General features: G+C 46.1%; 25 protein-coding genes. 1 reads left to right on the top strand and 24 read right to left on the bottom strand.

All coding sequences use genetic code 11. The features are described from left to right. Positions 1-36: 36 nt before the first annotated feature. The 14 genes from ACFQPF_RS10710 to smc all read right to left on the bottom strand — a co-directional run bounded on the left by ACFQPF_RS10710 (position 37) and on the right by smc (position 13,381). Entirely contained in the window at positions 37-318 is a 282-nt protein-coding gene (locus ACFQPF_RS10710) for an EscU/YscU/HrcU family type III secretion system export apparatus switch protein (protein WP_379749434.1), read from the bottom strand. Further along, positions 315-1,742: a hypothetical protein gene (locus ACFQPF_RS10705; protein ID WP_379749431.1), complete on the bottom strand. Its 1,428-nt coding sequence runs from the start codon at positions 1,740-1,742 to the stop codon at positions 315-317. Before ACFQPF_RS10705 ends, ACFQPF_RS10710 begins: the two co-directional genes overlap by 4 nt. Positions 1,743-1,756: 14 nt before the next feature. After that, the gene (locus ACFQPF_RS10700; RefSeq protein WP_379749429.1) at positions 1,757-2,530 is read right to left on the bottom strand and encodes a ribonuclease HII; all 774 of its coding nucleotides are present in this window, start codon (positions 2,528-2,530) and stop codon (positions 1,757-1,759) included. A 127-nt stretch (positions 2,531-2,657) separates the two neighbouring features. Further along, positions 2,658-3,509, bottom strand: a complete 852-nt coding sequence (gene ylqF / locus ACFQPF_RS10695; protein WP_379749427.1) for a ribosome biogenesis GTPase YlqF — start codon at positions 3,507-3,509, stop codon at positions 2,658-2,660. A 13-nt stretch (positions 3,510-3,522) separates the two neighbouring features. Next, positions 3,523-4,074, bottom strand: a complete 552-nt coding sequence (gene lepB / locus ACFQPF_RS10690) for a signal peptidase I (protein WP_379749425.1) — start codon at positions 4,072-4,074, stop codon at positions 3,523-3,525. 91 nt (positions 4,075-4,165) lie between these two features. After that, entirely contained in the window at positions 4,166-4,510 is a 345-nt protein-coding gene (rplS, locus tag ACFQPF_RS10685) for a 50S ribosomal protein L19 (protein WP_094250835.1), read from the bottom strand. A 133-nt stretch (positions 4,511-4,643) separates the two neighbouring features. Then, on the bottom strand, positions 4,644-5,384 hold the full coding sequence (gene trmD, locus ACFQPF_RS10680) for a tRNA (guanosine(37)-N1)-methyltransferase TrmD (protein WP_379749423.1): 741 nt from the start codon (positions 5,382-5,384) through the stop codon (positions 4,644-4,646). A gap of 1 nt (position 5,385) precedes the next feature. Continuing rightward, positions 5,386-5,901 (bottom strand): ribosome maturation factor RimM, encoded by a 516-nt coding sequence (rimM, locus tag ACFQPF_RS10675; protein WP_379749421.1) that lies wholly within the window; start codon positions 5,899-5,901, stop codon positions 5,386-5,388. Positions 5,902-6,125: 224 nt separating this feature from the next. Beyond that, positions 6,126-6,353, bottom strand: a complete 228-nt coding sequence (locus ACFQPF_RS10670) for a KH domain-containing protein (protein ID WP_379749419.1) — start codon at positions 6,351-6,353, stop codon at positions 6,126-6,128. 21 nt (positions 6,354-6,374) lie between these two features. Next, the gene (gene rpsP, locus ACFQPF_RS10665) at positions 6,375-6,647 is read right to left on the bottom strand and encodes a 30S ribosomal protein S16 (RefSeq protein ID WP_094250839.1); all 273 of its coding nucleotides are present in this window, start codon (positions 6,645-6,647) and stop codon (positions 6,375-6,377) included. 81 nt (positions 6,648-6,728) lie between these two features. Next, positions 6,729-8,072, bottom strand: coding sequence for a signal recognition particle protein (gene ffh, locus ACFQPF_RS10660; RefSeq protein ID WP_379749417.1), 1,344 nt, complete (start codon positions 8,070-8,072; stop codon positions 6,729-6,731). Positions 8,073-8,087: 15 nt separating this feature from the next. Then, the gene (locus ACFQPF_RS10655) at positions 8,088-8,411 is read right to left on the bottom strand and encodes a putative DNA-binding protein (protein WP_379749415.1); all 324 of its coding nucleotides are present in this window, start codon (positions 8,409-8,411) and stop codon (positions 8,088-8,090) included. Positions 8,412-8,807: 396 nt separating this feature from the next. Continuing rightward, positions 8,808-9,800 (bottom strand): signal recognition particle-docking protein FtsY, encoded by a 993-nt coding sequence (gene ftsY / locus ACFQPF_RS10650; protein ID WP_379749413.1) that lies wholly within the window; start codon positions 9,798-9,800, stop codon positions 8,808-8,810. Positions 9,801-9,814: 14 nt separating this feature from the next. Then, positions 9,815-13,381 (bottom strand): chromosome segregation protein SMC, encoded by a 3,567-nt coding sequence (gene smc, locus ACFQPF_RS10645; protein ID WP_379749411.1) that lies wholly within the window; start codon positions 13,379-13,381, stop codon positions 9,815-9,817. Positions 13,382-13,499: 118 nt separating this feature from the next. Here smc and ACFQPF_RS10640 point away from each other — a divergent pair, with 118 nt between their 5' ends. Then, positions 13,500-13,724: a DUF1128 domain-containing protein gene (locus ACFQPF_RS10640; protein ID WP_379749409.1), complete on the top strand. Its 225-nt coding sequence runs from the start codon at positions 13,500-13,502 to the stop codon at positions 13,722-13,724. A 48-nt stretch (positions 13,725-13,772) separates the two neighbouring features. Here ACFQPF_RS10640 and rnc read toward each other — a convergent pair whose 3' ends face one another. From rnc to ACFQPF_RS10590, 10 genes are all read right to left on the bottom strand, one after another. After that, the gene (rnc, locus tag ACFQPF_RS10635) at positions 13,773-14,480 is read right to left on the bottom strand and encodes a ribonuclease III (protein WP_379749698.1); all 708 of its coding nucleotides are present in this window, start codon (positions 14,478-14,480) and stop codon (positions 13,773-13,775) included. A gap of 260 nt (positions 14,481-14,740) precedes the next feature. Further along, complete coding sequence (gene acpP / locus ACFQPF_RS10630) at positions 14,741-14,974, bottom strand: acyl carrier protein (RefSeq protein ID WP_094250846.1); 234 nt, start codon at positions 14,972-14,974, stop codon at positions 14,741-14,743. Between the two features lie 58 nt (positions 14,975-15,032). Next, positions 15,033-15,773 (bottom strand): 3-oxoacyl-[acyl-carrier-protein] reductase, encoded by a 741-nt coding sequence (gene fabG / locus ACFQPF_RS10625; protein ID WP_379749407.1) that lies wholly within the window; start codon positions 15,771-15,773, stop codon positions 15,033-15,035. Further along, positions 15,766-16,716: an ACP S-malonyltransferase gene (gene fabD, locus ACFQPF_RS10620; RefSeq protein ID WP_379749696.1), complete on the bottom strand. Its 951-nt coding sequence runs from the start codon at positions 16,714-16,716 to the stop codon at positions 15,766-15,768. Before fabD ends, fabG begins: the two co-directional genes overlap by 8 nt. Before the next feature lie 2 nt (positions 16,717-16,718). Next, positions 16,719-17,723: a phosphate acyltransferase PlsX gene (gene plsX / locus ACFQPF_RS10615; protein ID WP_379749405.1), complete on the bottom strand. Its 1,005-nt coding sequence runs from the start codon at positions 17,721-17,723 to the stop codon at positions 16,719-16,721. A gap of 25 nt (positions 17,724-17,748) precedes the next feature. After that, a complete protein-coding gene (gene fapR, locus ACFQPF_RS10610; protein ID WP_379749403.1) occupies positions 17,749-18,297 on the bottom strand; it encodes a transcription factor FapR in 549 nt (182 codons plus the stop codon). A 93-nt stretch (positions 18,298-18,390) separates the two neighbouring features. Then, positions 18,391-20,433, bottom strand: a complete 2,043-nt coding sequence (gene recG / locus ACFQPF_RS10605) for an ATP-dependent DNA helicase RecG (RefSeq protein WP_379749401.1) — start codon at positions 20,431-20,433, stop codon at positions 18,391-18,393. Positions 20,434-20,435: 2 nt separating this feature from the next. After that, on the bottom strand, positions 20,436-21,323 hold the full coding sequence (gene sdaAA, locus ACFQPF_RS10600; protein ID WP_379749399.1) for an L-serine ammonia-lyase, iron-sulfur-dependent, subunit alpha: 888 nt from the start codon (positions 21,321-21,323) through the stop codon (positions 20,436-20,438). A gap of 15 nt (positions 21,324-21,338) precedes the next feature. Continuing rightward, the gene (gene sdaAB, locus ACFQPF_RS10595; protein WP_379749397.1) at positions 21,339-22,001 is read right to left on the bottom strand and encodes an L-serine ammonia-lyase, iron-sulfur-dependent subunit beta; all 663 of its coding nucleotides are present in this window, start codon (positions 21,999-22,001) and stop codon (positions 21,339-21,341) included. Between the two features lie 93 nt (positions 22,002-22,094). After that, entirely contained in the window at positions 22,095-23,768 is a 1,674-nt protein-coding gene (locus ACFQPF_RS10590) for a DAK2 domain-containing protein (RefSeq protein ID WP_379749395.1), read from the bottom strand. Positions 23,769-23,778: the final 10 nt, after the last annotated feature.

Raw genomic sequence — 23,778 nt, 5'->3', positions numbered from 1 at the left:
TCCTTTTTTAAGTAAGGTGCCCATAACAGGAATGCGCTATGCTTTTTTCTCCGCCTCTTTATCAAGCGTATAAACGTAAGCGAAAACTTCTGCAACCGCCGCATACAGTTCCGGCGGGATCTGCTCGCTGATTTCCAATTTAGAAAGAAGAGAGACGAGAGACGGATCACTTTGAACGGGAATGCCATTTTCTTCGGCACGGGACAGAATGTTGGCTGCCGTCATGCCTGTTCCTTTTGCAATCACTTCCGGAGACTCGGTCACACCGGTTTTATATCGCAATGCGACCGCTTTTAATGTTTCTTGTCTGCTGTTCAAATTTTCACATCCAAACTGCGGGAAGCATTCATTTTTGACTGCCAAGAGAAGCCCTTTTCTTCTTTTGGCGGCTGTTTAAATACAACCGAACTCACCTGGTACCCGATCAGCTGCATCGCATGTTTGAGTTCTTTTTCTGCTGCTGCTCCTAGATGCTCGATTCCTTTATAGCTGCTGTAAATCGTAATAACGGCAGTGTTCTTTTGTATGTTCAGATCTATCCCGACTTCTTTCAGCTGCTGAAGTTCAAGCCATAGCCAAATCCGGCAATAATGCTTATCCAGCATGTTTCCTGCTTCTTTCTTTCCTTCCCATATGACACTGAGCTGTTTTGCGGCATAGCCATCTGGCAGGGGAATCTGTAAATAAACCTGCTGTGCTGGATCCGCGGCAGATGCTGTGTTCAATAGCTGCAGCCCAGTGATTTTGCTAATGACATGGTCAGCCTGGGTCTTTAATGATAGTGAGGCATCGCTGTCTTTCAGGAGATTCAGCAGCGTTTTTTTCACCGTGTCGGAGTGTTCCGTATTTGGCGGATGCAGCGTTTGCAGTGATTGCAGTGATTGAAACTCATGGTTCAAGCCGCTAACCTTTAGCATCCGTTCAACAGCGGCGCTAAATAAATCTTTCACAGGCTGTACATTGAAGCTATTGGATGAGCGAACCGTATGATTGTTTACGCCTTCTCCCGCTTTGAGAGGTGGCGCTTGTTTGACAAGTGCAACTCCGGCATCAGGCTGTGTACTGCTGATTACAGCTTTCGTCACCGTTCCTGTCTGTTCACTCGTATGACGAGATGGAATTAAAAAGCTTTCGAGCAGGGCGATCGTTTTGGTAGCAGCGAACGATGGACCTGCCTCATTTTTCACTAATTTCAGAAGCTTGCTCATTTCCTCCTGCAAGTGTTTACCGTTAAGCGCATCTCGCAGCGCTATTACGGTTTCTTCTGATATAGGCAGCGGCAATTCTGATATTTTCTGAAGCACCAGCTTGTTTACCTGCTCATTTTGTTCGGGCAGCTTCAATAGGATGGCTGCTGCGGCTGTTAATTTTTTGGTGATGGGGAGACCATGCTCATCAAGCGCTGAAACTGCTTCCCCGAGCTCAGGTGTTGGGGACAGTCCCATTTTTGATAAAAACAGCGTCCAGTCCTTTTCATGCTGAATGCTTCCCGCCGCTCTTAAAACCGGCTGGCCCCCTTTTGGAACTGCGAGCACTTCAAACAAATACGGCTTGCCTTTTTCGAGCGGTGCATCAAGTTTTGCTGTCACCACACCGTTTCTCAGACTTACTGCCGCTGTTCCTCCCGCAAAAATCTCAAGTATTTTCCCTGTAAGAAGCTGGCCTTGCTTAAAGGTTATCTGGCTTGAAACAGAAAGAGGAGAGGATAGCTTATTGACCAGAAAATCCATCATCTGTGCCACTGTATTAGACTCCTTTAGCCGATGAGCGCTTGGACGGGTGCAAAGGTTTTTCGATGCTCGTTAATCGGACCGTGTTCTCTCAGACCTTGCAGATGCTCAGCCGTCCCATAGCCCATATTCGTTGAAAAACCATAGAACGGATAGCGCTCGTGCAGCTTTTTCATATATTCGTCTCTTGTCACCTTTGCTATGATTGACGCTGCGGCAATGGAAACACTTTTTTGGTCACCTTTTATAATTTTAGTCTGTGAAACATCCAGATCGATCGTCATGGCGTCAATCAGTACATGATCCGGCGGGATTTCAAGAGAAGATACCGCTTCTGTCATCGCTTTTTTGGATGCTTGGTAGATGTTGATACGGTCGATATCTTCTGGTGTTACGGTGGAAACGGACACACATAGAGCATGTTCCATAATCTGTTCATATAGCGTGTTTCTCAATTTTTCACTCAATTTCTTAGAATCGTTGATGCCCTCTGGCTTCCACCCTTTTGGCAGAATGACCGCTGCAGCGACTACAGGTCCTGCGAGCGGTCCACGACCTACTTCATCCACTCCTGCTATCCTTTCTTCTCCGCGCTCGTGGCATGATTGTTCATATTTATACATTTCTGTCAGCCTGTTTTGTTCGGCAATCGCTTTGTTCTGTTTGTTCTTCAAACGTTTAAGCAAGGCTTTTACCCCTGCTCTTTCATCGTTTTCATAGCGTCTGATAATCTCAGCCACTTCTTCTGGCATAGCAGCCTTGACCGTTGCTTCAATAATTTTGATGCTGTCATTTATCATATGTATTCTCCAATGTTCGTCATCTTTATATCGTCATTACACACGAATTATAAATCACAAATAAACACTTCAACGCAATTAAAAAGAAAAAGCCAGCACGTCAAGTAAACGGCTGGCCTTTTGGTGTTTATTCTTCTGGCTTTTCAAATGTCAGCCTGCCAAGCTTTTCTGCTCTCAAGTCACGAAGAATCAGTTCAGCTGCTCGGTCGAAGTCGATTTCTCCTCCAGAAACGAGGCAGCCTCTCTTTTTTCCAATTTCTGCGAACAAAGCGATCGTCTCTTCAGGAAACTGTTCGATAGAATAACGTTCTCTCAGCCTCTCTGGATACTCTTCCTTTAAATATGAAAGAGTAAAAAGAATCACATCACTAAAATCAAAAAGTGTCTCTTTGATCGCACCTGTAACAGCCAGCTTTCTGCCGATCGTTTCATCCTCAAACTTTGGCCACAGAATTCCTGGCGTATCCAGGAGTTCGAGCGATTTGCCGCATTTGATCCACTGCTGCTTCTTCGTCACACCTGGTTTATCGCCCGTCACAGCGATGTTCTTTCCAGCCATCCTGTTGATCAATGTCGACTTCCCGACATTTGGTATACCGACAATAAGGGCGCGCACCGCACGAGGCTGAACGATTCCCTTCGCTCTCATCTTGTCAAATTTCTCTTTTACGAGTTCTTTTGCTGCAGCCTCTATCTTCTCGACACCTTTTCCTGTCCTCGAATTTAGTGCGAGAGAGGGAATGCCCTTAGCCCGAAAGTAGCGTTCCCATTCCTTTGTCAGTTCCGGGTCTGCCATGTCCGCTTTATTTAATAATAAGAGCCTTGGTTTGCTTCCTAATATTTGATCGATCATCGGGTTTCGGGATGCCAGCGGAATACGTGAATCAACCAGTTCAAATACGACATCAATCAGTTTTAATTTTTCTGTTATTTCCCTGCGGGCTTTCGCCATATGCCCTGGGAACCATTGTATGGTCATGCATGCACCCTCTTTACTTTACAAAGCCGATATCTGATAGTGGCCAAAACTGAAAAGACGCTTTTCCGATGATATCATCGATCTTGACAGTTCCGATATTTCGGCTGTCGCTTGAGTTCCGGCGGTTATCCCCAAGAACGAACAGTTCGCCCTCTGGCACAACATTTTCTGCCGTTACTTCATACAGCGTAAAATCATATGTTAAGTTTCCGTCTTTCGTTTTTTTCTTATACGGCTTTAAATAGTCTTCGTTCACTTTCTTGCCATTCACATACAGCACGTCGTTTTTATACTTTATTTTGTCACCAGGAAGACCGATCACACGCTTAATGTAGTCTTTTTCTTCTGTGGCTTTAAAAACGACAATATCAAAACGGTCAGGCTTACCGATCACATAGCTCAGCTTGTTGACGACAAGACGGTCTTGATGGTGCAGTGTCGGCATCATGGACTGGCCGTCTACGACGATTGGGGCGAATAGGAAGAAACGGATGACGCCGGCTAGAAGCAGCGCTGCACCCAGTGCTTTGACCCACTCCCACGTTTCATTTTTCTTTCGTTTCATAACTTTTCCTCACTTACGCCTATAGTATGTATCTATTTTAATATGGAAAAAGGAGCTTGAAGTAGTCAAGCCCCTTTTTTCTGAAACATTATTAGCGGATTTCTTTAATACGAGCTGCTTTACCACGAAGTGCACGTAGGTAGTATAGCTTCGCACGGCGAACTTTACCACGGCGGACAACTTCAAGGTTTGCGATCTTAGGTGAATGCAATGGGAACGCACGCTCCACACCTACACCGTAAGATACTTTACGAACAGTAAACGTCTCAGAGATTCCTGATCCGCGCTTCTTGATAACAACGCCTTCAAAAAGCTGGATACGCTCACGAGTTCCCTCGATTACTTTCACGTGTACACGCACTGTGTCACCTGAACGGAAAGCAGGAAGATCGTTCTTTAACTGTTCTTTCGCTAGATCTGCAATAAGCTGTTGCATAGTTATTGCCTCCTTTTCAACAGATGTTCATACTAACATAAGTAGAGCAGCGGAACACCGGAATAATGGGCTTTTAGCCACAAAGACTATATTAGCATATAAAGCTGATAAATGGCAAGAACACCTTTGTGAATTAATTCGATTGATTCCACTCTGCGAGCCATGCTTTTTCCTTATCGGACAGCTCTATATGTTCAAGTAATTCAGGCCGTCGTTCAAATGTCCGTTTAAGAGATTCTTTTCTTCTCCACTCGTCGATCATTGCATGATTTCCTGACTGAAGGACTTCAGGAACCTTCAAGCCACGGAACTCTGCCGGCCTTGTATAGTGAGGATGCTCGAGCATGCCGGTTGAAAAAGAATCCTGCTGATGCGACTCTTCATTGCCAAGCACATCGGGAATAAGTCTCGTCACAGCATCGACAATCACCATCGCCCCTAGCTCGCCGCCTGTCAGCACATAATCACCAATGGAGATCTCGTCCGTGACAAGGTGCTGGCGAATCCGCTCATCATACCCCTCATAGTGGCCGCAAATAATGATCAAGTGGTCTTCTTTTGCCAGTTCCTCCGCCTTACGCTGAGAAAAACGCTCTCCTTGCGGGCACATTAAAACGATTCTCGGCTTTTTTAAGCTTGTGCTCTTAGCGGCAGCCGCCGCCGCTGCATCAAAAATAGGCTGCGGCGCAAGCACCATGCCCGCACCGCCTCCATACGGATAGTCATCGACTTTGCGGTGCTTATTATCCGCGTAATCACGAAAATCGGTAACCGTAAAAGAGACCGCTCCTTTTTCCTGAGCTTTTTTTAAGATCGACGAATGAAGCACCCCTGAAAACATCTCAGGAAATAAGCTTAAAATATCAACCTTCATCTTACAGAAGGCCTTCCATCATCGTAATCGTCACCTTTTTTTCTTGAACATCAACGTTTTTCACAACAGGCGGGATGTATGGAATCAGGATATCGGATCCTAATCCTTTTCTCTTCACAACCCAAACGTCGTTCGCACCCGGTGAGAGAATTTCCTTCACTGTACCAAGCTCTCCCCCTTCATCAGTGAACACTTTGCAGCCAATGATTTGATGGTAGAAAAATTCTCCCTCTTCAAGCTTCACCTCTTCACTCGCCGGCACTTTCAGAAGAAATCCTTTGAATCTCTCCACATCATTGATGTTGGGATAGCCTTCAAAGGTTAGAAGATCAAAGTTTTTATGTTTACGATGAGCAGCGATCACAACTGGCTCCATCTCACCGTTTTCTTTCGCTACATACAGCCTCTTCCCTTTCTTAAACCGCTCTTCAGGAAAATCTGTTCTCGAGATCACACGAACCTCGCCCCGGATGCCGTGCGTGTTCACGATTTTCCCCACATTCAGCCACTCTGCCATACTCTCACATCACTTTCTTAGATGGTCCTACCCTTAACCTTCACAATCGCGCATTTTGTATTCATTTTACAGCAATTAGGCGCTCAAAGCTGACAACATGCCTTTAAGACAGCCTTAGGTGACTGCACGCTTAATTTTTTTTGACTACGTCGAGGATCATCACATATGCAACGTTATAACTTCTTAAAGTGGAAAAAAAGGGAAGAGGCAGGCCTCATCCCTTTTTAAACGATTTCGAGTGAAATCCTTTTATTGTGATTGGTTCCTGCAGCATTCACTACAGTACGAATCGCTTTGGCAACACGCCCTTGTTTTCCAATTACCTTGCCCATATCGGACGCGTGAACGGTAAGCTGATACACAAGGCGGCTGCCTTCTTCCACTTCTCTGACGCTGACTTCTTCTGGATGATCCACTAGAGCTTTAACAATCGTCTCGATTAACTCTGTCATCGCAGTTCTCCTAAAATAAAATTATTTTTGGTTTTTAGCGTTGTGGAATTTCTCCATCAAACCTGCTTTAGAGAAAAGGTTGCGCACAGTGTCAGATGGCTTCGCGCCGTTCTGCATCCACTGAAGAGCTTTCTCTTCATTGATCTTTACTTCTGCAGGCACTGTTACTGGATTGTAGTATCCGATTTCTTCAATGAAACGTCCGTCACGAGGAGAACGAGAATCTGCTACTACTACACGATAGAAAGGAGCTTTGTGAGCACCCATGCGCTTTAAACGAATTTTAACTGCCATTTAAAAATACACCTCCGAAAATAGTTCACACAAAATAATATGATAGTATAAATTGACAGGTTTGTAAACCTGTAAATTCTGTTACATGAAAGGAAATTTCATACCGCCTTTTTTCTTTCCCTTCATCATGCCGGACATTTGTTTCATCATCTTCTTCATGTCCTCAAATTGCTTCAGCAGTCTGTTGACTTCCTGTATCGGGCGGCCAGAGCCTCTCGCAATCCGCTTTTTGCGGCTTGCGTTGATCACTTCCGGCTGTTCACGCTCGTACTTCGTCATCGACTGAATGATAGCCTCTACGTGGCTGATCTGCTTATCATCGATCTGCACGTTTTTCAGGCCTTTCATTTTGTTTGCACCTGGGAGCATGCCGAGTATCTCGTCAAGCGGTCCCATTTTCTTCACTTGGCCCATCTGTTCAAGAAAATCATCAAAAGTAAAGCTCATGTCCCGCATTTTTTTCTGCAGTTCCTTCGCTTTTTCTTCATCGACTGTCACTTGAGCCTTTTCAATGAGCGTCAGCACATCACCCATACCTAAAATGCGTGATGCCATGCGGTCAGGGTGGAACGGTTCAAGCGCATCCATCTTCTCTCCAAGACCGACAAACTTGATCGGAAGACCTGTTACAGCCTTAATAGAGAGGGCTGCCCCACCGCGAGTGTCGCCATCCAGCTTCGTCAGGATCACCCCGGTCAAACCGAGCTGTTCGTTAAAGCTTTCCGCTACATTCACCGCATCCTGTCCTGTCATCGAATCCACAACAAGAAGGATCTCATCCGGTTTCACCGCTTCTTTAACCTGCTTCAACTCTTCCATCAAGTTTTCGTCAATATGCAAACGTCCTGCCGTATCGATGAAAACATAATCGTTGTGGTCTTCCTTCGCTTTTTGAACAGCCTGTCTGGCAATTTCCACCGGACTGACTTGATCGCCGAGCGAGAAAACAGGCATGTCCAGCTGTTTCCCAAGCGTTTCAAGCTGCTTGATCGCAGCAGGACGGTAAATGTCCGCAGCGGCCATGAGCGGCTTTTTATTATGCTTTTTTCTTAAGTGGTTCGCGAGCTTACCAGAAGTCGTCGTTTTACCAGCACCCTGCAGCCCCACCATCATGACAACAGTCGGCGGCCTGCCGCTTGAGGCAATCTTGCTTTGCTCTCCCCCAAGAAGCGCAGTCAGCTCTTCATTAACGACTTTTACAACCTGCTGGCCAGGCGTCAGGCTCTTCAGCACATCCTGCCCAACCGCACGCTCAGACACTTTTTTAATGAAGTCTTTTACCACTTTAAAATTAACGTCCGCTTCCAGCAAGGCGAGCCTTACCTCACGCATCATCACTTTTACATCCGCTTCTTCCACTTTCCCTTTTCCGCGGATTTTCTGAAGAGTGCTTTGAAGACGGTCTGCTAATCCTTCAAAAGCCATATTATGAGTCGCCCCCTATTCCATTTTGTCAAGGCGGTCAATGATCGCGGAGATCTCCTTAGAAGAACTTCCGACCAGCTGTTTCAATTCTTTCAGCAGCTGCTCCCGTTCCTGAGATTTTGAGAAAAGCCCCAGCTTTTCTTCGTATTCCTCCAGCATCGCCTCTGTACGTTTTATATTATCATATACGGCCTGGCGGCTGACTTCATACTGTTCCGCGATTTCCCCGAGCGAAAAATCGTCCAGGTAATAAAGAAACATATAGTTCTTTTGTTTAGGCGTCAGCAATGATTGATAGAAGTCAAACAAATAATTGATACGCATCGTTTTATCAAGCACGCCGAGTCACCCCTTGTTAAGTGAAAAGCCTTTACGTATAACAATATACTATCCGCAGCATACGATGTCAAGTTTTTTTCTTGTCGCAAGAACATACCTCAAACCCCTAATACCGAAGGTCATCATCTCGGTACCGGACCTCAGGTAAGCCTCAATGAACATGTTCGCCACTCTCACCCCAAGAATAAAAACCAACCAAAAACATAATAAGTCCAAACCCCTCCAAACAACCAAAACCCTCTTTCGCTTCCCCGCGGCCCACAGTTCCCTCAGCGGGGTCCGGTACCGATCACGGTCTTCATTATACCGAAGGCCATCATCTCGGTGCCGGACCCCAGTTACTCAAAAACAAAAAAAACCGAAAAGCCTTGACTTTTCGGTTTTCAATCTTTTTATTTATTCTTGTTCCTCTTCCTCTTCCTCATTAAACGAGAACAAACCATAAACGAACTGGTCAGGGTCAAAAGGTTGAAGGTCATCGATCTTTTCGCCAAGTCCTACAAGCTTGACAGGTATGTCGAGTTCATGGCGTATCGCCAGCACGATGCCTCCTTTTGCCGTTCCGTCAAGCTTCGTGAGAACGAGTCCCGTCACATCAGTAGACTGTCCAAATGTTTTCGCTTGATTCATAGCGTTTTGACCTGTTGTAGCATCAACAACCAGCAGCACCTCATGAGGCGCACCCGGTATCTCACGCTCGATCACACGCTTCACTTTCTCAAGCTCATTCATTAAGTTCACTTTATTTTGCAAACGCCCGGCGGTATCGCACAAAAGAACGTCCACGTTGCGCGCCTTGGCTGCCTTGATGCTGTCATATACGACAGCAGCCGGATCGGCGCCTTCTTGATGTTTGATAACATCTACTCCAGCACGCTGCCCCCAAACCTCCAGCTGGTCGATCGCTCCTGCTCTGAACGTATCTCCCGCTGCGAGCAGCACACTTTTTCCATCATTTTTTAGCTGATGAGCCAGCTTGCCAATCGTTGTCGTTTTGCCGACTCCGTTTACACCGACAAATAAGATGACCGTCATGCCATCACTCTGGATGTTCAGTGTACCATCACTGTCACCCTTATGGAGCATTTGAGCGAGCTTTTCTGAGATCGCTGACTTTAATTCGGCAGGATCTTGAATGTTTTTTGTTCGTGCAAGGTCCTTCAAATCATCTATTATATCCAGGACCGTGTGAACGCCGACATCCGCACCAATCATGATCTCCTCGAGCTCTTCAAAGAAATCTTCATCCACTTTCCGGTAACGCTTCACCAAGTCGTTTACTTTTGATGTGAATGATGAACGGGTTTTCTCGAGCCCGCTGCGGAACTTTTCGGATACGGACTCTGACTGGCCCGTGATTTTTTCTTTTAACTTCTTAAAAAAACTCATACATTACCTCCTCCTTAAGATGGAACAAGCTCTCTTGTTTCTTCTAGCTTTACAGAAACAAGCTTAGAGATCCCGGATTCCTGCATCGTGACGCCATAGAGCACATCTGCTTCTTCCATCGTTCCTTTTCGGTGTGTCACGACAATAAACTGCGTTTCTTTGCTGAACACTTTTAAATATGTGGCAAAACGATTGACGTTCGCATCATCTAGCGCCGCTTCTACTTCATCAAGAATACAAAATGGCACCGGTCTGACTTTCAGTATAGCGAACAGCAGCGCTATTGCTGTGAGCGCTCTTTCGCCGCCTGATAAAAGGGCAAGATGCTGAAGTTTTTTACCTGGAGGCTGTGCAAATATATCCACTCCTGTTGCTAAAAGATCTTCTGGCTGCGTTAACACAAGGTCCGCTTTCCCTCCGCCGAACAGTTCACTGAATATGACACCGAAATGGGAACGGATTTGAGTGAAGGAAGCTTCAAAGCGCTTTTTCATCTCTTCGTCCATCTCTGAAATAACCCCGTATAAGGTTTCTTTCGCTTCATTCAAATCGTCTCTTTGAGCAGCAAGAAACTCAAAGCGTTCTTTGACACGGTCATATTCTTCAATAGCACCAAGGTTCACATTGCCAAGCTCAGCAATTGAAAGCTTGATCAGCTTCACTTTTTTGCGTGCCTCTTTCGCCGGTATGGTCAGGATATGCTTTCCCTTCGCTCCTTCATAAGACAAGCTGTAATCTGAGCTAAGGGCCGTCAATCGGTTTTCAAGTTCCACATCCAAGCGGTTCAAGCTTATTTCTTCTGTTTTTAAACCTTCGCTAAGCTGAACGAGCTGTCTTTTTGCTTCTTTAAGAAGATCCTCTTTTTCCTCCACGATCTGAAGCTTTTCCAGCCTTTGCTTGCGACGCTCGGATATGAGTTCCATCGACCCTTGTTTTTCGTGCCGTTTTTGCTTGATCTGGTTGTCGAGCACATCCTCACCAGAAAAGTTGGAATTCATTTCTTCTTCAAGAAGCCAAAAATCTTCTTCCGTTTCTTTCAGCTGGTCATTTACGTTGCTGAACTCTTCTTTTAGCCGTTCTACTTTTTCCTGCTGGCTGAGCATCTGCTGTTCCAGCTCTGCACTCTTAACCTTTAAGGCGGTTACTGATTCTTGTGTCTGCTCGAAGGACGACTGCTGAAGCTTCTTTTGCTCACCCAATTCTTTTATTAACGAATCAAGATCCGCTACTGCCTTTACTGCCGCAGTAAGATCTTGCTGCAGCTGGCGCAGCCGAGCTTCTGCTGAACTTTTCTCTGAAGCAAACGATTCCTTTTCACGGTCATAGAGGCGAAGCCTGTCGTTGACCGATTTTTCTTCAAGTTCGATTTCTTTTAAAGCGGATTTCAGATCGTTTTCTTTGATGCGGAGCAGCTCACCCTGTTCACGGAGGAATTCCAGCTCCGATTTACCTGCTTCAAGTTCAGCTTTTTGTTTCTTTACCTTTTCTTCGGCAGCTGCTGTCTGTTTTTCCATTACAGCGAGCTTTTCGGTCAATTCCTCGAGCTCCCTCTGTCTGCTCAAAAGAGAACTGCTTTTCTGTTTCACGCTGCCTCCGGTCATGGATCCACCTGGGCTGACAACGTCACCATCAAGCGTAACGATACGGTAGCGATGGCCGGCTGCTCTTGCCAACTCGTTCGCACCTTGAAGTGTGTCAGCGATGATCACGTTGCCGAGAAGGCTTTTTATCACTTTTTCATATTTGTTATCAAATGCGATGAGATCAGCCGCTGTCCCGATGAAGTAATCCATTCCCTGAATACGCTGAAGGTCAGCTGGAGATACAGATCGTTCTTTTATGACCGTCAGCGGAAGAAAGGTGGCCCTTCCGAATCGATGCTGCTTTAAATAGCGGATGGCAGCCATCGCACTCTGTTCGCTTTCTGTGACAACATGCTGCATCGATGCACCGAGTGCGATCTCTATCGCCGTTTCCAGTTTCTCTGGAACAGTGATCAGTTCAGCCACCGCCCCCTCAATTCCGGCAAGCTTTCCATCCTTGGCTTTAAGGACTTCTTTTACACCTAGCATGAAACCGGCGTAATCATCCTGCAGGGATTCGATCATTTCCTTCTTTGAACGATACTGCTGAATATAATGATAAGCCTGATAAAGCTTTTGCTGGCTCGCTTCAAATTCTTTTTCCCGCTGAAGTGTCACCGTGCGAAGGGCTTGATAGGTATCCAGTTTCTCTTTCAAATCTAATTCTGCTTTTTGGCATTCGAGCAAGGCGGCTGCCTTTTTTTCAGCTGTATCTGTTCTTATGGTTGTAAACTGGGCGTTTTCTTCTTCAAGCTTTCCTGATTTGACAGCCTGCAGCTTTAGCTGATCTTCTAAATATCTCATCTCATTTTTGACAGACGTCTGCTCGTTTAGCTTTTCAAAGTAATCCCCTTTAAGGCGCTCTATCTCTTCTTCCATGTTCTTCTCAGAATAAGCGAGCCTCTTTTGCTGCTCTTTCAGTTCTTCACGCGTAGCAAAAAGGGCCTTTTTTCGGCCTGACAGCACTTCTTTTTCGTGGGCGAGTGTTTCGTTCAACTGTTCAATACGGCTCTTGAATTCTTTGATCTGGCCCATCATGCTGTTTTTATTCTGGTTATAATTCTTCTTCCGCTCTTTCATCACTTCCCGCTTGCCTTCAAGCTTTTCAAGTGATTCGCTCGCAGCTAATAAAGCATCCTGGATCTCATTGATCGAGTCATCGAGCAGCTGCATTTCTGCCCGTGTTTCACCGATGACGAATTCTCCATCATGGACAAACGTTGAAGCATGTTCTTGTTTCACCTTCAGCTCATCAACAAGCACTGACTGGTGCTCCCATTTTTCATGAAGCTCTTCGATTTCGTGGACAAGAAGGGCTGTCTCGATTTCTTTCAGTTCTTCCTTCTTTTCCAGATAATCCTTCGCGATGCTCGCCTGGATCTTTAATGGCTCTACCTGGCTTTCGAGCTCATGAAGGATATCTTCTACGCGGTTTAGGTTTTCTTGCGTTTCCGATAGCTTTTGTTCTGCTTTTTGCTTGCGTGTTTTGTATTTCAAAACACCTGCTGCTTCTTCAAAGATTTTTCTTCTCTCTTCGGGTTTACTCGAAAGAATCTCTTCTATGCGGCCTTGGCCAATAATGGAATAAGCCTCGCGTCCGAGACCGGAATCCATAAACAAATCAACGATATCTTTCAGCCTGCACGGCTGCTTATTGATCAAGTATTCACTGTCACCTGAACGGTACACTCTTCTCGTAACGGACACTTCACTGTATTCAAGCGGCAAGTGCTGATCTTCGTTGTCGAGTGTCAGCGTCACTTCCGCTACATTCAGCGGTTTTCTGCCGTCGCTTCCTGCAAAGATGATATCTTCCATCTTCGAACCGCGGAGGGATTTGGCAGATTGTTCGCCGAGTACCCAGCGGACGGCATCTGAAATGTTGCTTTTGCCGCTTCCGTTCGGTCCGACCACGGCGGTAACACCTGGCACAAACTCCACCTGAATCTTATCTGCGAATGATTTAAATCCTGCTACGTCTAACCGTTTGAGGAACATATGTAATCCCCCTTATGTATTTTAACCTTTTCATTCTACCACATTTCCTATGGTCATAGGCACAACACCTTTACTGTGCTAAAATGAATCTATTAATGTAATGAAAGAGGTTTCTGCCATGGACTTAAACTCAAAGAACGAAGAAAACTTGGACTTTATGATCGAAACGATGAAAAAGAAGCTTCAGCTCGTGAATTCCGGCTTGATTCAAGGATCAGACTATTCGCTGGACAAGTACGACGACATTAAAGAATTGTACGATATGATCATGAAAATGAACTCATTTAGCGTGCGAGATTTAGAGGGCATCGTTTCAGAACTTGGAGCGATGAAATCTAAATAAGACAGAAAAACAGCCTCCGCCAAGAATAGCTTGGCGGAGGCTGTTTTCTCATTTCTTTACGATTTTCTCGATCGCTTCTTGAGCAGCATGCTGTTCCGCTTCCTTTTTGGAGCGGCCATAGCCGAGCCCAAACGGCTGTTCATTAAGCCTGACCTCAGAAACAAACTCCCGGTTATGAGCCGGCCCTTTTTCCTGCACGATTGCATAATCAATCTGCCCCAGACCTTCTCGCTGCACATATTCCTGCAGCTGGCTCTTAAAATCCATCACATGAGAAAAAGCACCTTCATTTATCTTAGGGAAAACGTGTTTCTCCAGAAACTCTCGCACCTTCTCAATTCCCTGATCCAGATAGAGTGCTCCTACAAAGGCTTCAAAGACATCCGCCAACAGGGCAGGACGGGTCCTGCCACCCGTATTTTCTTCGCCTTTCCCTAACAATACAAAATCACCGAAGCGAAGCTCATTCGCAAATAATACGAGCGAGGGTTCACAGACGATCGCCGCACGAAGCTTAGTCAGTTCCCCTTCACTCATTGCTGGAAATTTAGCAAACAGAAACTGTGAAATCGTCAGTTCAAGGACTGCGTCTCCTAAAAATTCCAGCCTTTCGTTATCTTCGTGAGCTTTTCCGCGATGCTCATTCACATATGATGAATGGGTAAAGGCCTGTGCCAAAAGCTTTGGATCGGAAAAAGAAATATTGATCCGTTCCTGCAGGGGAGCGACCTTCTGAACTCTTGTTTTGTCATCCATCCCTTTTTTTGAAGATGACTTAAAACGGTTTCTGAATCCTTTTTTATGCACGTTCATGTTTTCCTCCCAAAAGCTTTCACTTTTCCCCATTAATCATTAAGAAAACTTGGCTGACGCCAAGCCTTTAAGTCAGCCTTAGTTGCCTTTATACTTGTTCGTCAGCTTTTTAACTGCGACAATTTTTCTTCCATGTTAAAAAGCTTCCTAAAGTGGAATAAAGCCCCGTATGGATACGGGACTTTTTAAACAACATGTTCTTGTTAGTTTTTGCTGTTTATGTAGTTTACAACATCACCAACTGTTGCAATTTTCTCAGCATCTTCATCGGAAATCTCAAGCTCAAACTCATCCTCAAGTTCCATAACAAGTTCAACCACATCAAGAGAGTCAGCGCCAAGATCCTCTTTAAAGGAAGCTTCAGGCTTCACTTCAGAAGCGTCAACACCTAAACGGTCAACGACAATCTTTGAAACTCTTTCTAAAACGTCTGCCATACGTGTCACCTCCTTTCAATAGTATAAGGCATTCTCATGCAAAAAACCATAGCCAATGCTACATGACCATGCCGCCATCGACATGAAGTGTCTGCCCTGTAATATACCCGCTCTCATCACTCGCAAGGAAAGCAACAGCCGCTGCAACATCGTCTGTCTGTCCAAAACGGGCAAGCGGAATGACCTTCAGCATTTCTTGTTTTACGCTATCTTCCAGTACATCTGTCATTTCGGTTTCGATGAAACCAGGTGCCACAGCGTTTGCCGTAATGCCCCGGCTCGACAGCTCTTTCGCCGTCGTTTTTGTCAGGCCGATCACGCCTGCTTTAGCGGCAACATAATTTGCTTGACCCGCATTGCCTGAAACACCGACGATGGACGCAATATTGATGATACGGCCAGAACGCTGCTTCATCATTTGTCTCGTCACTGCTTTCGTGCAAAGAAATACACCCTTCAAGTTCGTGTTCATCACGGCATCCCAGTCTTCTTCCTTCATGCGCATCATCAGGTTGTCGCGCGTGATGCCGGCATTGTTGACGAGTACATCGAGTGAACCGAACGTGTCAATAACCGCTTTTACCATACCGTTTACGGAATCAGCGCTGGATACATCTGCCTGCACGGCAAACGCTTCTCCGCCAGCTTCCTTTATCGCGCTCACGACTTCATTGGCTTTCTGCTCGCTTCCTGAATAATTGACCGCCACTTTCGCCCCTCTTTTTGCAAGATAGATGGCAATGGAACGGCCGATTCCTCGTGAAGCTCCTGTGACGAGTACTACTTTTCCGTTAAGCATGTTCTTTTTCCCCTTTCAGTTTCTCGATGACAGCAGCGAGTGTTTCTGGATCTGAAACAGCGTAAACATTGGCCCGTCTGTTTACTTTTTTGACGAGGCCGCTCAAAACCTTGCCGGGACCTGCTTCCACAAACGTATCCACACCAAGATCCATGAGTTCACGTATCGTTTCTTCCCATCTTACAGGGGAAAACAGCTGTTCTACTAAAAGTTCCTTGATTTCGTGTCTGTCAGTTACGGGCTTAGCTGTTACGTTCGCGACCACCCCGACAGATGCATCTGAAACGTTCGTCTTCTCCAGTACACTTCTGAACTTTTCGGCAGCTGGCTTCATTAAAACGGAATGGAACGGACCGCTTACTTGAAGCGGAATAACTTTTGCTCCTTGCTCTTTTACAAGCAGTGATGCATTGTCGACGCCTGAAGCAGTACCTGAAATAACAATTTGGCCAGGGCAGTTCAAGTTGGCAATTTGAACGGAATCCCCCTCTTTTGTTACTTGAGCGGTGATGCTTTCTAAGAGCTGCTGTTCCATGCCCAGTACAGCGGCCATCGAACCAAGTCCTGAGGGAACCGCTTCTTCCATGAACTTACCTCTCTGACGGACACAATACACTGCCTCTTCAAACAACAAGCTGTTTGCTGCGACGAGCGCAGAGTACTCACCTAAGCTATGGCCGGCTGCATAATCAAATGTTATGCCATTCTCTTTCAGTACTTCAGCCACCGCCGTGCTCATTGTCAGGAGCGCTGGCTGTGTGTTTTCCGTTCTTTTCAGCTCCTCTTCAGGTCCGTGAAACATCAGTTCTGATAAAGAAAAGCCTAGAACTTGATCTGCTTTTTGAAAAACGTCTGAAGCCGCTGCATATTGTTTTGCCAGTTCTTTCCCCATGCCAGGAAACTGTGAGCCTTGTCCCGGAAATAAAAATGCGGTTTTCCCCATCATTACCCCTCCTGATTTTGTCCTTCATACTCCTTGATTTTCTGCATCATGATCGGAATCGCTTTTTTCTCAAGCATATTGACCGTCTGCCTTATCGCATTGTAAACAGCCGTTGCATCGGAAGATCCATGTGCTTTAATAACGGGTGCACTCAGTCCAAAAAGCCCTGCTCCGCCATACTCGCTATAATCCATTTTATTTTTGATATCTTTGAGCTTTGGCTTTAAAACAGCTGCTGCAAGCTTAGATGCGGTGCTTGATGTAAGTGCATCCTTTAGCATGGCGAACATCATCAGTGCTGTACCCTCAATCGATTTCAGCACAAGGTTTCCGGCAAATCCGTCACAAACGACGACATCCGCCGCTCCATTCAGCAGATCTCTCGCTTCAACATTTCCGATAAAATGAACTGGAGCCTCGGAAAGAAGAGCAAAAGCGGCCTTTGACAAAGCGTTGCCCTTTTCATCCTCCGTCCCTACGTTTAGGAGCCCGACTCTCGGTTTATCGATTCCCCGCACTTCCTCTGCATAAATGGACCCGATGATCGCATATTGCAGAATATGTTCTGGCTTGGCATCCATATTAGCCCCAACATCAAGAAACAAGAATCCTTTTCCATCCAGCGTCGGCAGCGTCGGGGCAAGAGCAGGACGATCGATGCCTTTCATCCGGCCGACCACAAACAATCCGCTCGCCATTAACGCGCCTGTATTGCCGGCAGAGATGCAAGCATCCGCACGACCTTCTTTTACCTCTTTAGCCGCGAGCACCATGGATGCGTTCTTCTTTTGTCGGACTGCACGAACAGGTTCATCACTGCTTTTAATCACTTCATCTGTATGCACAATAGAGAGCCTGCTGTTCTGTGTGGCATACAAGTTAATCTTCGCTTCATCTCCAGTGAGCGTTATAGAAAGCTCTGGAAACCTTTCTAAAGCGAGGATCGCTCCTTTAACAATCTGTTCAGGGGCATTGTCGCCGCCCATTGCATCTATCGCTATTTTCATTGATTTACTTCTTCCTTTCTTATCCTCAAGAACGGTACATCAAGAACTTTCCGCTAAATACGGTCTCTTTGTCTACAAAGCTTGTCACATCAACTACAGTGCGGTCACTGCCGCGTTTGGTTACTTTTGCCTTAGCAACCACTCGCTCACCCGCTTTAACTTGGCGGACAAAACGGATTTCAGCAGATGCCGTGAGCGCAAGTTCATCGTCTATGATGGCGACTGCGAGTGAATTGGCTTGCGCGAAAAGATGGTGCCCCCGTGCGATGTTCGTTCGTGAAAACACATGCTCACGTTTGATGTCAAGAATAGAGATCGCTGATTCATCTAGCTGCAAATCAATCATTTCACCGATGACCTCTTCGATCGTTAGAGCCCTCACGTCATCGAGCCGAGTTTGAGCGACCGTTTTAATTCGTTCGCGAAGTTCAGGAATACTCAGTTCCAGACGATCCAGCCTTATCGTCTGGACACTCACCTGAAACTTTTCTGCTAATTCTTCATCTGTTATAAAAGGGGTCTCTTTTATCGTTTCTACTAGCAGCGATTGTCTTTCTTTTTTGTTTTTTTTCATCCTACACCGTCCTAAACACTGCCAGTATCATTACTATGAGCAGGTACTAATAGCAGTATATAATACCAGAGTTCTGCTTTCAATCCTTTTCACCTAATCCAGCCGGTCATTTTGGAACACACCCGCTGCTTCAAGAGATGCTCTTAGCGGCGCAAATTCGCCGTCAGACCAGAAATAATCAGAAAAAATTAATTCTGCAGCATCTTTTCTCGCTGTTTCAAGCACTCGATAATCATGCACAAGATCCGCTGTCTTAAAATCTGGCAGCCCGCTCTGCTTCGCTCCAAAAAAGTCACCAGGACCACGGAGCTGAAGGTCTTTCTCTGACAGTTCAAACCCATTGGAGGTTTCGGTCATGATCGTCATGCGCTCCTGTCCTTCTTCAGATTTCGGATCGGCTATAAGGATGCAGTATGATTGTTCGAGCCCCCTGCCGACACGGCCTCTGAGCTGGTGCAGCTGACTCAAGCCAAAACGGTCCGCATCATAGACAACCATGACCGTTGCATTGGGAACGTTCACACCTACTTCGACGACTGTAGTCGATACGAGAATCTGAGTTTCATTGAAGGCGAATTTCTTCATCACCTCTTCTTTTTCAGACGGATGAAGCCTTCCATGCATGAGTCCGACAGCGGCACTTGAGCCAAAGTACAAGGACAGCTGCATGTGAACATCTATCGCGTTCTGCACATCGATTTTCTCCGATTCCTCTATGAGCGGACAGATCACATACGCCTGACGTCCTTTAGCTAGTTCTTTTTTAATAAACTCAAGAACGCGGGGAAGCATGTCATGTTTCGCCCAGTATGTTTCAATCGGCTTTCGTCCTGCGGGCATCACATCGATCGTCGACACGTCCATATCGCCAAAAGCTGATATCGCCAGTGTCCGCGGAATCGGGGTCGCTGTCATAAATAAGACATCCGGGTATTCCCCTTTTTCTCTCAGCACTCTTCTTTGGTTCACTCCAAAACGGTGCTGTTCATCCGTGATTACGAGACCAAGATCTTTAAAGTTGACTTCATCTTGTATTAAGGCGTGAGTGCCTATCATGACGGATATCTCACCGAGGGCGAGCTTTTCTAAAATCTCTTTTCTTTTTTTTCCTTTTACTGAGCTTGTCAGCAGGGCGGTTTCTATTCCGAAAGGAGCAAACATACCCTGCAGAGACTGATAATGCTGCTCGGCAAGAATTTCAGTTGGCACCATCATCGCCCCTTGCTTGCCTGCCGTTACCGCAGCATACAGCGCAACAGCACCGACCGCCGTTTTTCCTGAACCAACATCGCCTTGCAGCAGTCGATTCATCCTATAAGGAGACTTCAAATCGTGCATGATTTCTTCCGTCACCCGTTGCTGCGCCTCTGTCAGTGTGAACGGAAGAGATTGGACGAATTCAATTGTTTTCTTTCCGTCTATACGCAGGGACTTTCCTTCCGATTGATCACGGTTCATTTTTTTAAACAGCTGCATTTTTAGCTGAAACAGCAGCAGCTCTTCATAGACCAGTGTTCGGCGCGCCATTTTTAACGCTTCAAAAGAAGCAGGAAAATGCATCCTATAGAGCGCCTCTCCTTTTTTCATCAGCTTATATCGCTGCATAAAAACAGCAGGCAGGCTATCTTCAATTTCCTTACCGAATTGATGAAAAGCCTGCTGAATCATTTTTCTGAGCGCCTTCATATAAATGTTGCCCTTTAGCGGATAGACAGGTTCGATCGCTTGGTCGCTGCTGTATGGTCCAAAGTGAATGTCCGATGCATTGAGCGTCATTTTATGTTTGTCCCATTTACCTGTCAGTGTAACTGTTTGTCCAGGGGAAATCTGGCTTTTTAAAAACGCCCGGTTGAAGAAGACCACTGTGATCAAAAACTTTTCTCCAACGAGCACCCTGACAGACAATCTAGATTTTTTCCTTGGAAAATGACGGAGAGAAGGTTCAGAATGAACCTTCCCTTCAATCGTTGCTTTTTCATCGTGTTCTATCTCAGGCAGACTTTTCAGCTTGTTGTCGTCATACCGAAAAGGCAGATATTCTAACAGGTCCATAACAGAGTAAATGCCAAGAGCTTCTAGATCAGCTCGTTTAGATTCTCCAATCCCTTGTACGGCGGTTACGGGTTCATACAGCATGCTCACTTTTCGCTGAGCGGCACACCGAATATTTTCGCTTCGAGCTCTCTTCCGGTAGGTGTAGCCGCCAAGCCTCCTTGCGCTGTTTCTTTTAGCGCTACTGGCATTGTGAGTCCGATTTTATACATGGCCTCAATGACTTCATCGCATGGAATACGGCTGACGATTCCCGCGAGCGCCATATCTGCCGCCACTAGCGCGTTGCTCGCACCCATCGCGTTCCGTTTAACGCAAGGCACTTCCACCAACCCAGCTACTGGATCACATACGAGGCCGAGCATATTTTTAAGGGCGATGGCAAAGGCCTGTGCGCATTGAGAAGGTGTCCCGCCAGCAAGCTCCACAATGGCCGCCGCCGCCATGCCTGTCGCACTTCCAACCTCAGCCTGGCATCCCCCAGCCGCGCCGGAGATCGATGCGTTGTTGGCTACAACAAAACCGAACGCGCCTGATGTAAATAAGTACGCGACCATCTGTTCACGAGTCGGGTTCAGTTTTTCTTTGATCGCAAACAAAGTTCCTGGCACTACACCCGCAGAACCAGCAGTCGGTGTGGCACAGATCGTTCCCATGGCGGCGTTCACTTCGTTCGTCGCGATCGCTTTACTCACCGCATCAAGCATGAATTCTCCGCACAGTGATTTTCCGCTTTTCATGTACGTTTGCAGAAGCTTCGCATCTCCACCTGTAAGCCCGGAGTGTGAGCGGACGTCCTCGGTCACGCCGCGCAAAACCGCATCTTCCATGACCTGCAAGTTGCGGTCCATCTGGGAGATGATCTGTTCTCTTGTTTTACCTGTAAACTCTATTTCCTGCTCGATCATAATATCGGATATTTTACAGCCTTTCGACTCAGCTAGTTCAACTAACTCTGCTGCATTACGAAACATGTTCTAACTCCCCCTTTAATCATGCACTTTAACGACTTGTGAAACGATTGGCAGTGATTCAATCTCCTGCATGATGCTGTTTTCAATATTTTGGTCAACCTCGATGACCATGAGCGCTTCTTTGCCTTTTTCTTTTCGAGAAACTTCCATTTGGCCGATGTTAATCGAATGCTTGGCCAAAATATTCGTCACGCCAGCTATTGCTCCGAATTTATCGTTGTGAACGATCAACAAGGCCGGATGGTTTCCGCTTAGACGAAGTTTAAAGCCGTTCAGCTCGGTCACTTCAATTTTTCCACCGCCAATTGAAATACCCGTAAGCTCCATCTCGCCTTTTTCATCACCAAGAACAATTCTTGCCGTGTTTGGATGATCTGTAATCGCATCTTCTTCACTCATTGTAATCTGGATGCCCGCTTCCTTCGCTAGTGTAAGCGCATTCACGATTCTTGTATCGAACGTGTCGAAATCCAGTATTCCCCCGGCAATCGCAACATCTGTGCCATGGCCTTTATATGTTTTCGCAAATGAACCGTAAAAGTATACACGGGCATAATCGGGTTTCCTGCCGAACAGATGCCTCGCGACGCGTCCGATTCTGGCAGCGCCAGCCGTATGAGAGCTTGATGGTCCAATCATGACCGGACCGATGATGTCAAAAACACTTTTATACTTCATATCACTAGCCTCATTTCATAAATAAGTAAACACAAAAATATTCCCTCTTAACCATATCATAAGCGTGGTTAAGAGAGAATATCTTTCAAAAGCTTATTCGACTGACAGGATATACGAATAGATTGGCTGGCTGCCGACGTGAACTTCCACTTCTGCTTCAGGGAATGAAGCTTCAATAAAATCCGTCAGCTCTTCCGCTTCTTCATTCGTCGTATCTTCGCCGATGATGATGGTTACGATCTCAGAGTCCTCATCCAGCATCTCTTGCAGAAGCTGTTTCGCAGCCTCCTGCTTGCCTTGGATGGAGACGACGATTTTTCCTTCATAGATGCCCATGTAGTCGTCTTTTTTAATATCAACACCATCGATAGATGTATCTCTAACAGCAAACGTCACTTGTCCTGACTTAACAGTTGAGATCGCATCTGTCATTTTTCTTTCATTTTCTTCAAGTGCTGCACCAGGGTTGAACGCGAGAATCGACGCGATACCCTGTGGAACTGTTTTTGTACGGATCACACGCACTTCCTGGTCTACAACACTTGCTGCCTGTTCAGCTGCCATGATGATATTGCTGTTGTTCGGAAGGATAAACACGTTTTCCGCGTTCACTTCTGCGATCGCTTTAACAATATCCTCTGTGCTCGGGTTCATCGTCTGTCCGCCTTGAATGACGGCCGCTCCCATGCTCGTGAACATCTCTTCGATTCCTGAACCCATCGCAACGGTAACGATTCCGAATTTCTTCTTCTCTGAAACAGGTTTCGACGAATATTGAGGCACGACTTGTTCGCTCTCAAGGATCGCTGTATGCTGCTCGCGCATATTCTCGATTTTTATGTTAATCAGGCTGCCGAAACGCTGTGCGAGAGTAAGCATATCGCCAGGCTTCTCGGTATGGATATGCACTTTCACAACATCATCATCGGAAACGACGAGAAGAGAATCTCCGTGGTTGTTGAGCTCGTTTCTAAACGCATTTTCATCAAAAGATGTCTTGCTCAGTTTATCGTCTTCAAACTTTACCATGAATTCGGTGCAATAGCCGAAAACGATATCTTCTGTTTTCATGTGCATCTGCGCTTTATGGTGTTCGGCATTGACCATATCATTCATCAGCTTAGAAGCCGCTGGTGTCTTAGGAAGCTCTCTTCCTTCAAGCACGGCGAGGAAACCTTCATAAACCGTCACAAGACCTTGTCCGCCTGAATCGACAACGCCGACTTCTTTCAGGACAGGCAAAAGGTCTGGTGTACGATTTAATGAGGCATACGCTTCTGTCAGTACGTCTTTCATAACCGTAATAATGTCATCATTCTTTTTGGCTGATTTCACAGCCATTCTTCCTGAATCTTTCGCTACAGTTAAAATCGTTCCTTCAACGGGCTTCATGACTGCTTTATAAGCCGTTTCAACTCCGCCTTCGAATGCTTTAGCGAATTCTTGAGCGTTAATGGATGATTTTCCCTCAACGGCTTTAGAAAACCCTCTGAAAATCTGGGACAAAATGACACCAGAGTTCCCTCTGGCCCCCATCAGCAAGCCTTTAGCAAATGATGCTGCTACATTTCCAACATGATTTTCCTTGCTTTTCTCTACTTCTTTCGCACCTGATGTGATGGTTAAATTCATGTTTGTTCCGGTATCTCCGTCTGGGACAGGAAATACGTTTAAGGCGTCAACCATTGCCGCATTTTTGGATAAGTTCGCTGCTCCTTCAAGCACCATCTGAGCGAACTTGTTACCGTCTAATACCTTTAAAGACACAAACCTTTCC

The organism is Fictibacillus iocasae (genome assembly GCF_042665465.1).
Classification (GTDB): Bacteria; Bacillota; Bacilli; order Bacillales; family Fictibacillaceae; genus Fictibacillus; species Fictibacillus iocasae.
This window is presented reverse-complemented; position numbering and strand designations above follow the sequence as displayed.

Excerpts from the sequence above, each read along its gene's own strand:
- ACFQPF_RS10700 (WP_379749429.1), bottom strand. The coding sequence starts at position 2,530 with ATGATAAATGACAGCATCAAAATTATTGAAGCAACGGTCAAGGCTGCT.
- ylqF (WP_379749427.1), bottom strand. The coding sequence starts at position 3,509 with ATGACCATACAATGGTTCCCAGGGCATATGGCGAAAGCCCGCAGGGAA.
- lepB (WP_379749425.1), bottom strand. The coding sequence starts at position 4,074 with ATGAAACGAAAGAAAAATGAAACGTGGGAGTGGGTCAAAGCACTGGGT.
- rplS (WP_094250835.1), bottom strand. The coding sequence starts at position 4,510 with ATGCAACAGCTTATTGCAGATCTAGCGAAAGAACAGTTAAAGAACGAT.
- trmD (WP_379749423.1), bottom strand. The coding sequence starts at position 5,384 with ATGAAGGTTGATATTTTAAGCTTATTTCCTGAGATGTTTTCAGGGGTG.
- rimM (WP_379749421.1), bottom strand. The coding sequence starts at position 5,901 with ATGGCAGAGTGGCTGAATGTGGGGAAAATCGTGAACACGCACGGCATC.
- ACFQPF_RS10670 (WP_379749419.1), bottom strand. The coding sequence starts at position 6,353 with ATGACAGAGTTAATCGAGACGATTGTTAAAGCTCTAGTGGATCATCCA.
- rpsP (WP_094250839.1), bottom strand. The coding sequence starts at position 6,647 with ATGGCAGTTAAAATTCGTTTAAAGCGCATGGGTGCTCACAAAGCTCCT.
- ffh (WP_379749417.1), bottom strand. The coding sequence starts at position 8,072 with ATGGCTTTTGAAGGATTAGCAGACCGTCTTCAAAGCACTCTTCAGAAA.
- ftsY (WP_379749413.1), bottom strand. The coding sequence starts at position 9,800 with ATGAGTTTTTTTAAGAAGTTAAAAGAAAAAATCACGGGCCAGTCAGAG.
- smc (WP_379749411.1), bottom strand. The coding sequence starts at position 13,381 with ATGTTCCTCAAACGGTTAGACGTAGCAGGATTTAAATCATTCGCAGAT.
- ACFQPF_RS10640 (WP_379749409.1), top strand. The coding sequence starts at position 13,500 with ATGGACTTAAACTCAAAGAACGAAGAAAACTTGGACTTTATGATCGAA.
- rnc (WP_379749698.1), bottom strand. The coding sequence starts at position 14,480 with ATGGATGACAAAACAAGAGTTCAGAAGGTCGCTCCCCTGCAGGAACGG.
- acpP (WP_094250846.1), bottom strand. The coding sequence starts at position 14,974 with ATGGCAGACGTTTTAGAAAGAGTTTCAAAGATTGTCGTTGACCGTTTA.
- fabG (WP_379749407.1), bottom strand. The coding sequence starts at position 15,773 with ATGCTTAACGGAAAAGTAGTACTCGTCACAGGAGCTTCACGAGGAATC.
- fabD (WP_379749696.1), bottom strand. The coding sequence starts at position 16,716 with ATGGGGAAAACCGCATTTTTATTTCCGGGACAAGGCTCACAGTTTCCT.
- plsX (WP_379749405.1), bottom strand. The coding sequence starts at position 17,723 with ATGAAAATAGCGATAGATGCAATGGGCGGCGACAATGCCCCTGAACAG.
- fapR (WP_379749403.1), bottom strand. The coding sequence starts at position 18,297 with ATGAAAAAAAACAAAAAAGAAAGACAATCGCTGCTAGTAGAAACGATA.
- recG (WP_379749401.1), bottom strand. The coding sequence starts at position 20,433 with ATGCTGTATGAACCCGTAACCGCCGTACAAGGGATTGGAGAATCTAAA.
- sdaAA (WP_379749399.1), bottom strand. The coding sequence starts at position 21,323 with ATGTTTCGTAATGCAGCAGAGTTAGTTGAACTAGCTGAGTCGAAAGGC.
- sdaAB (WP_379749397.1), bottom strand. The coding sequence starts at position 22,001 with ATGAAGTATAAAAGTGTTTTTGACATCATCGGTCCGGTCATGATTGGA.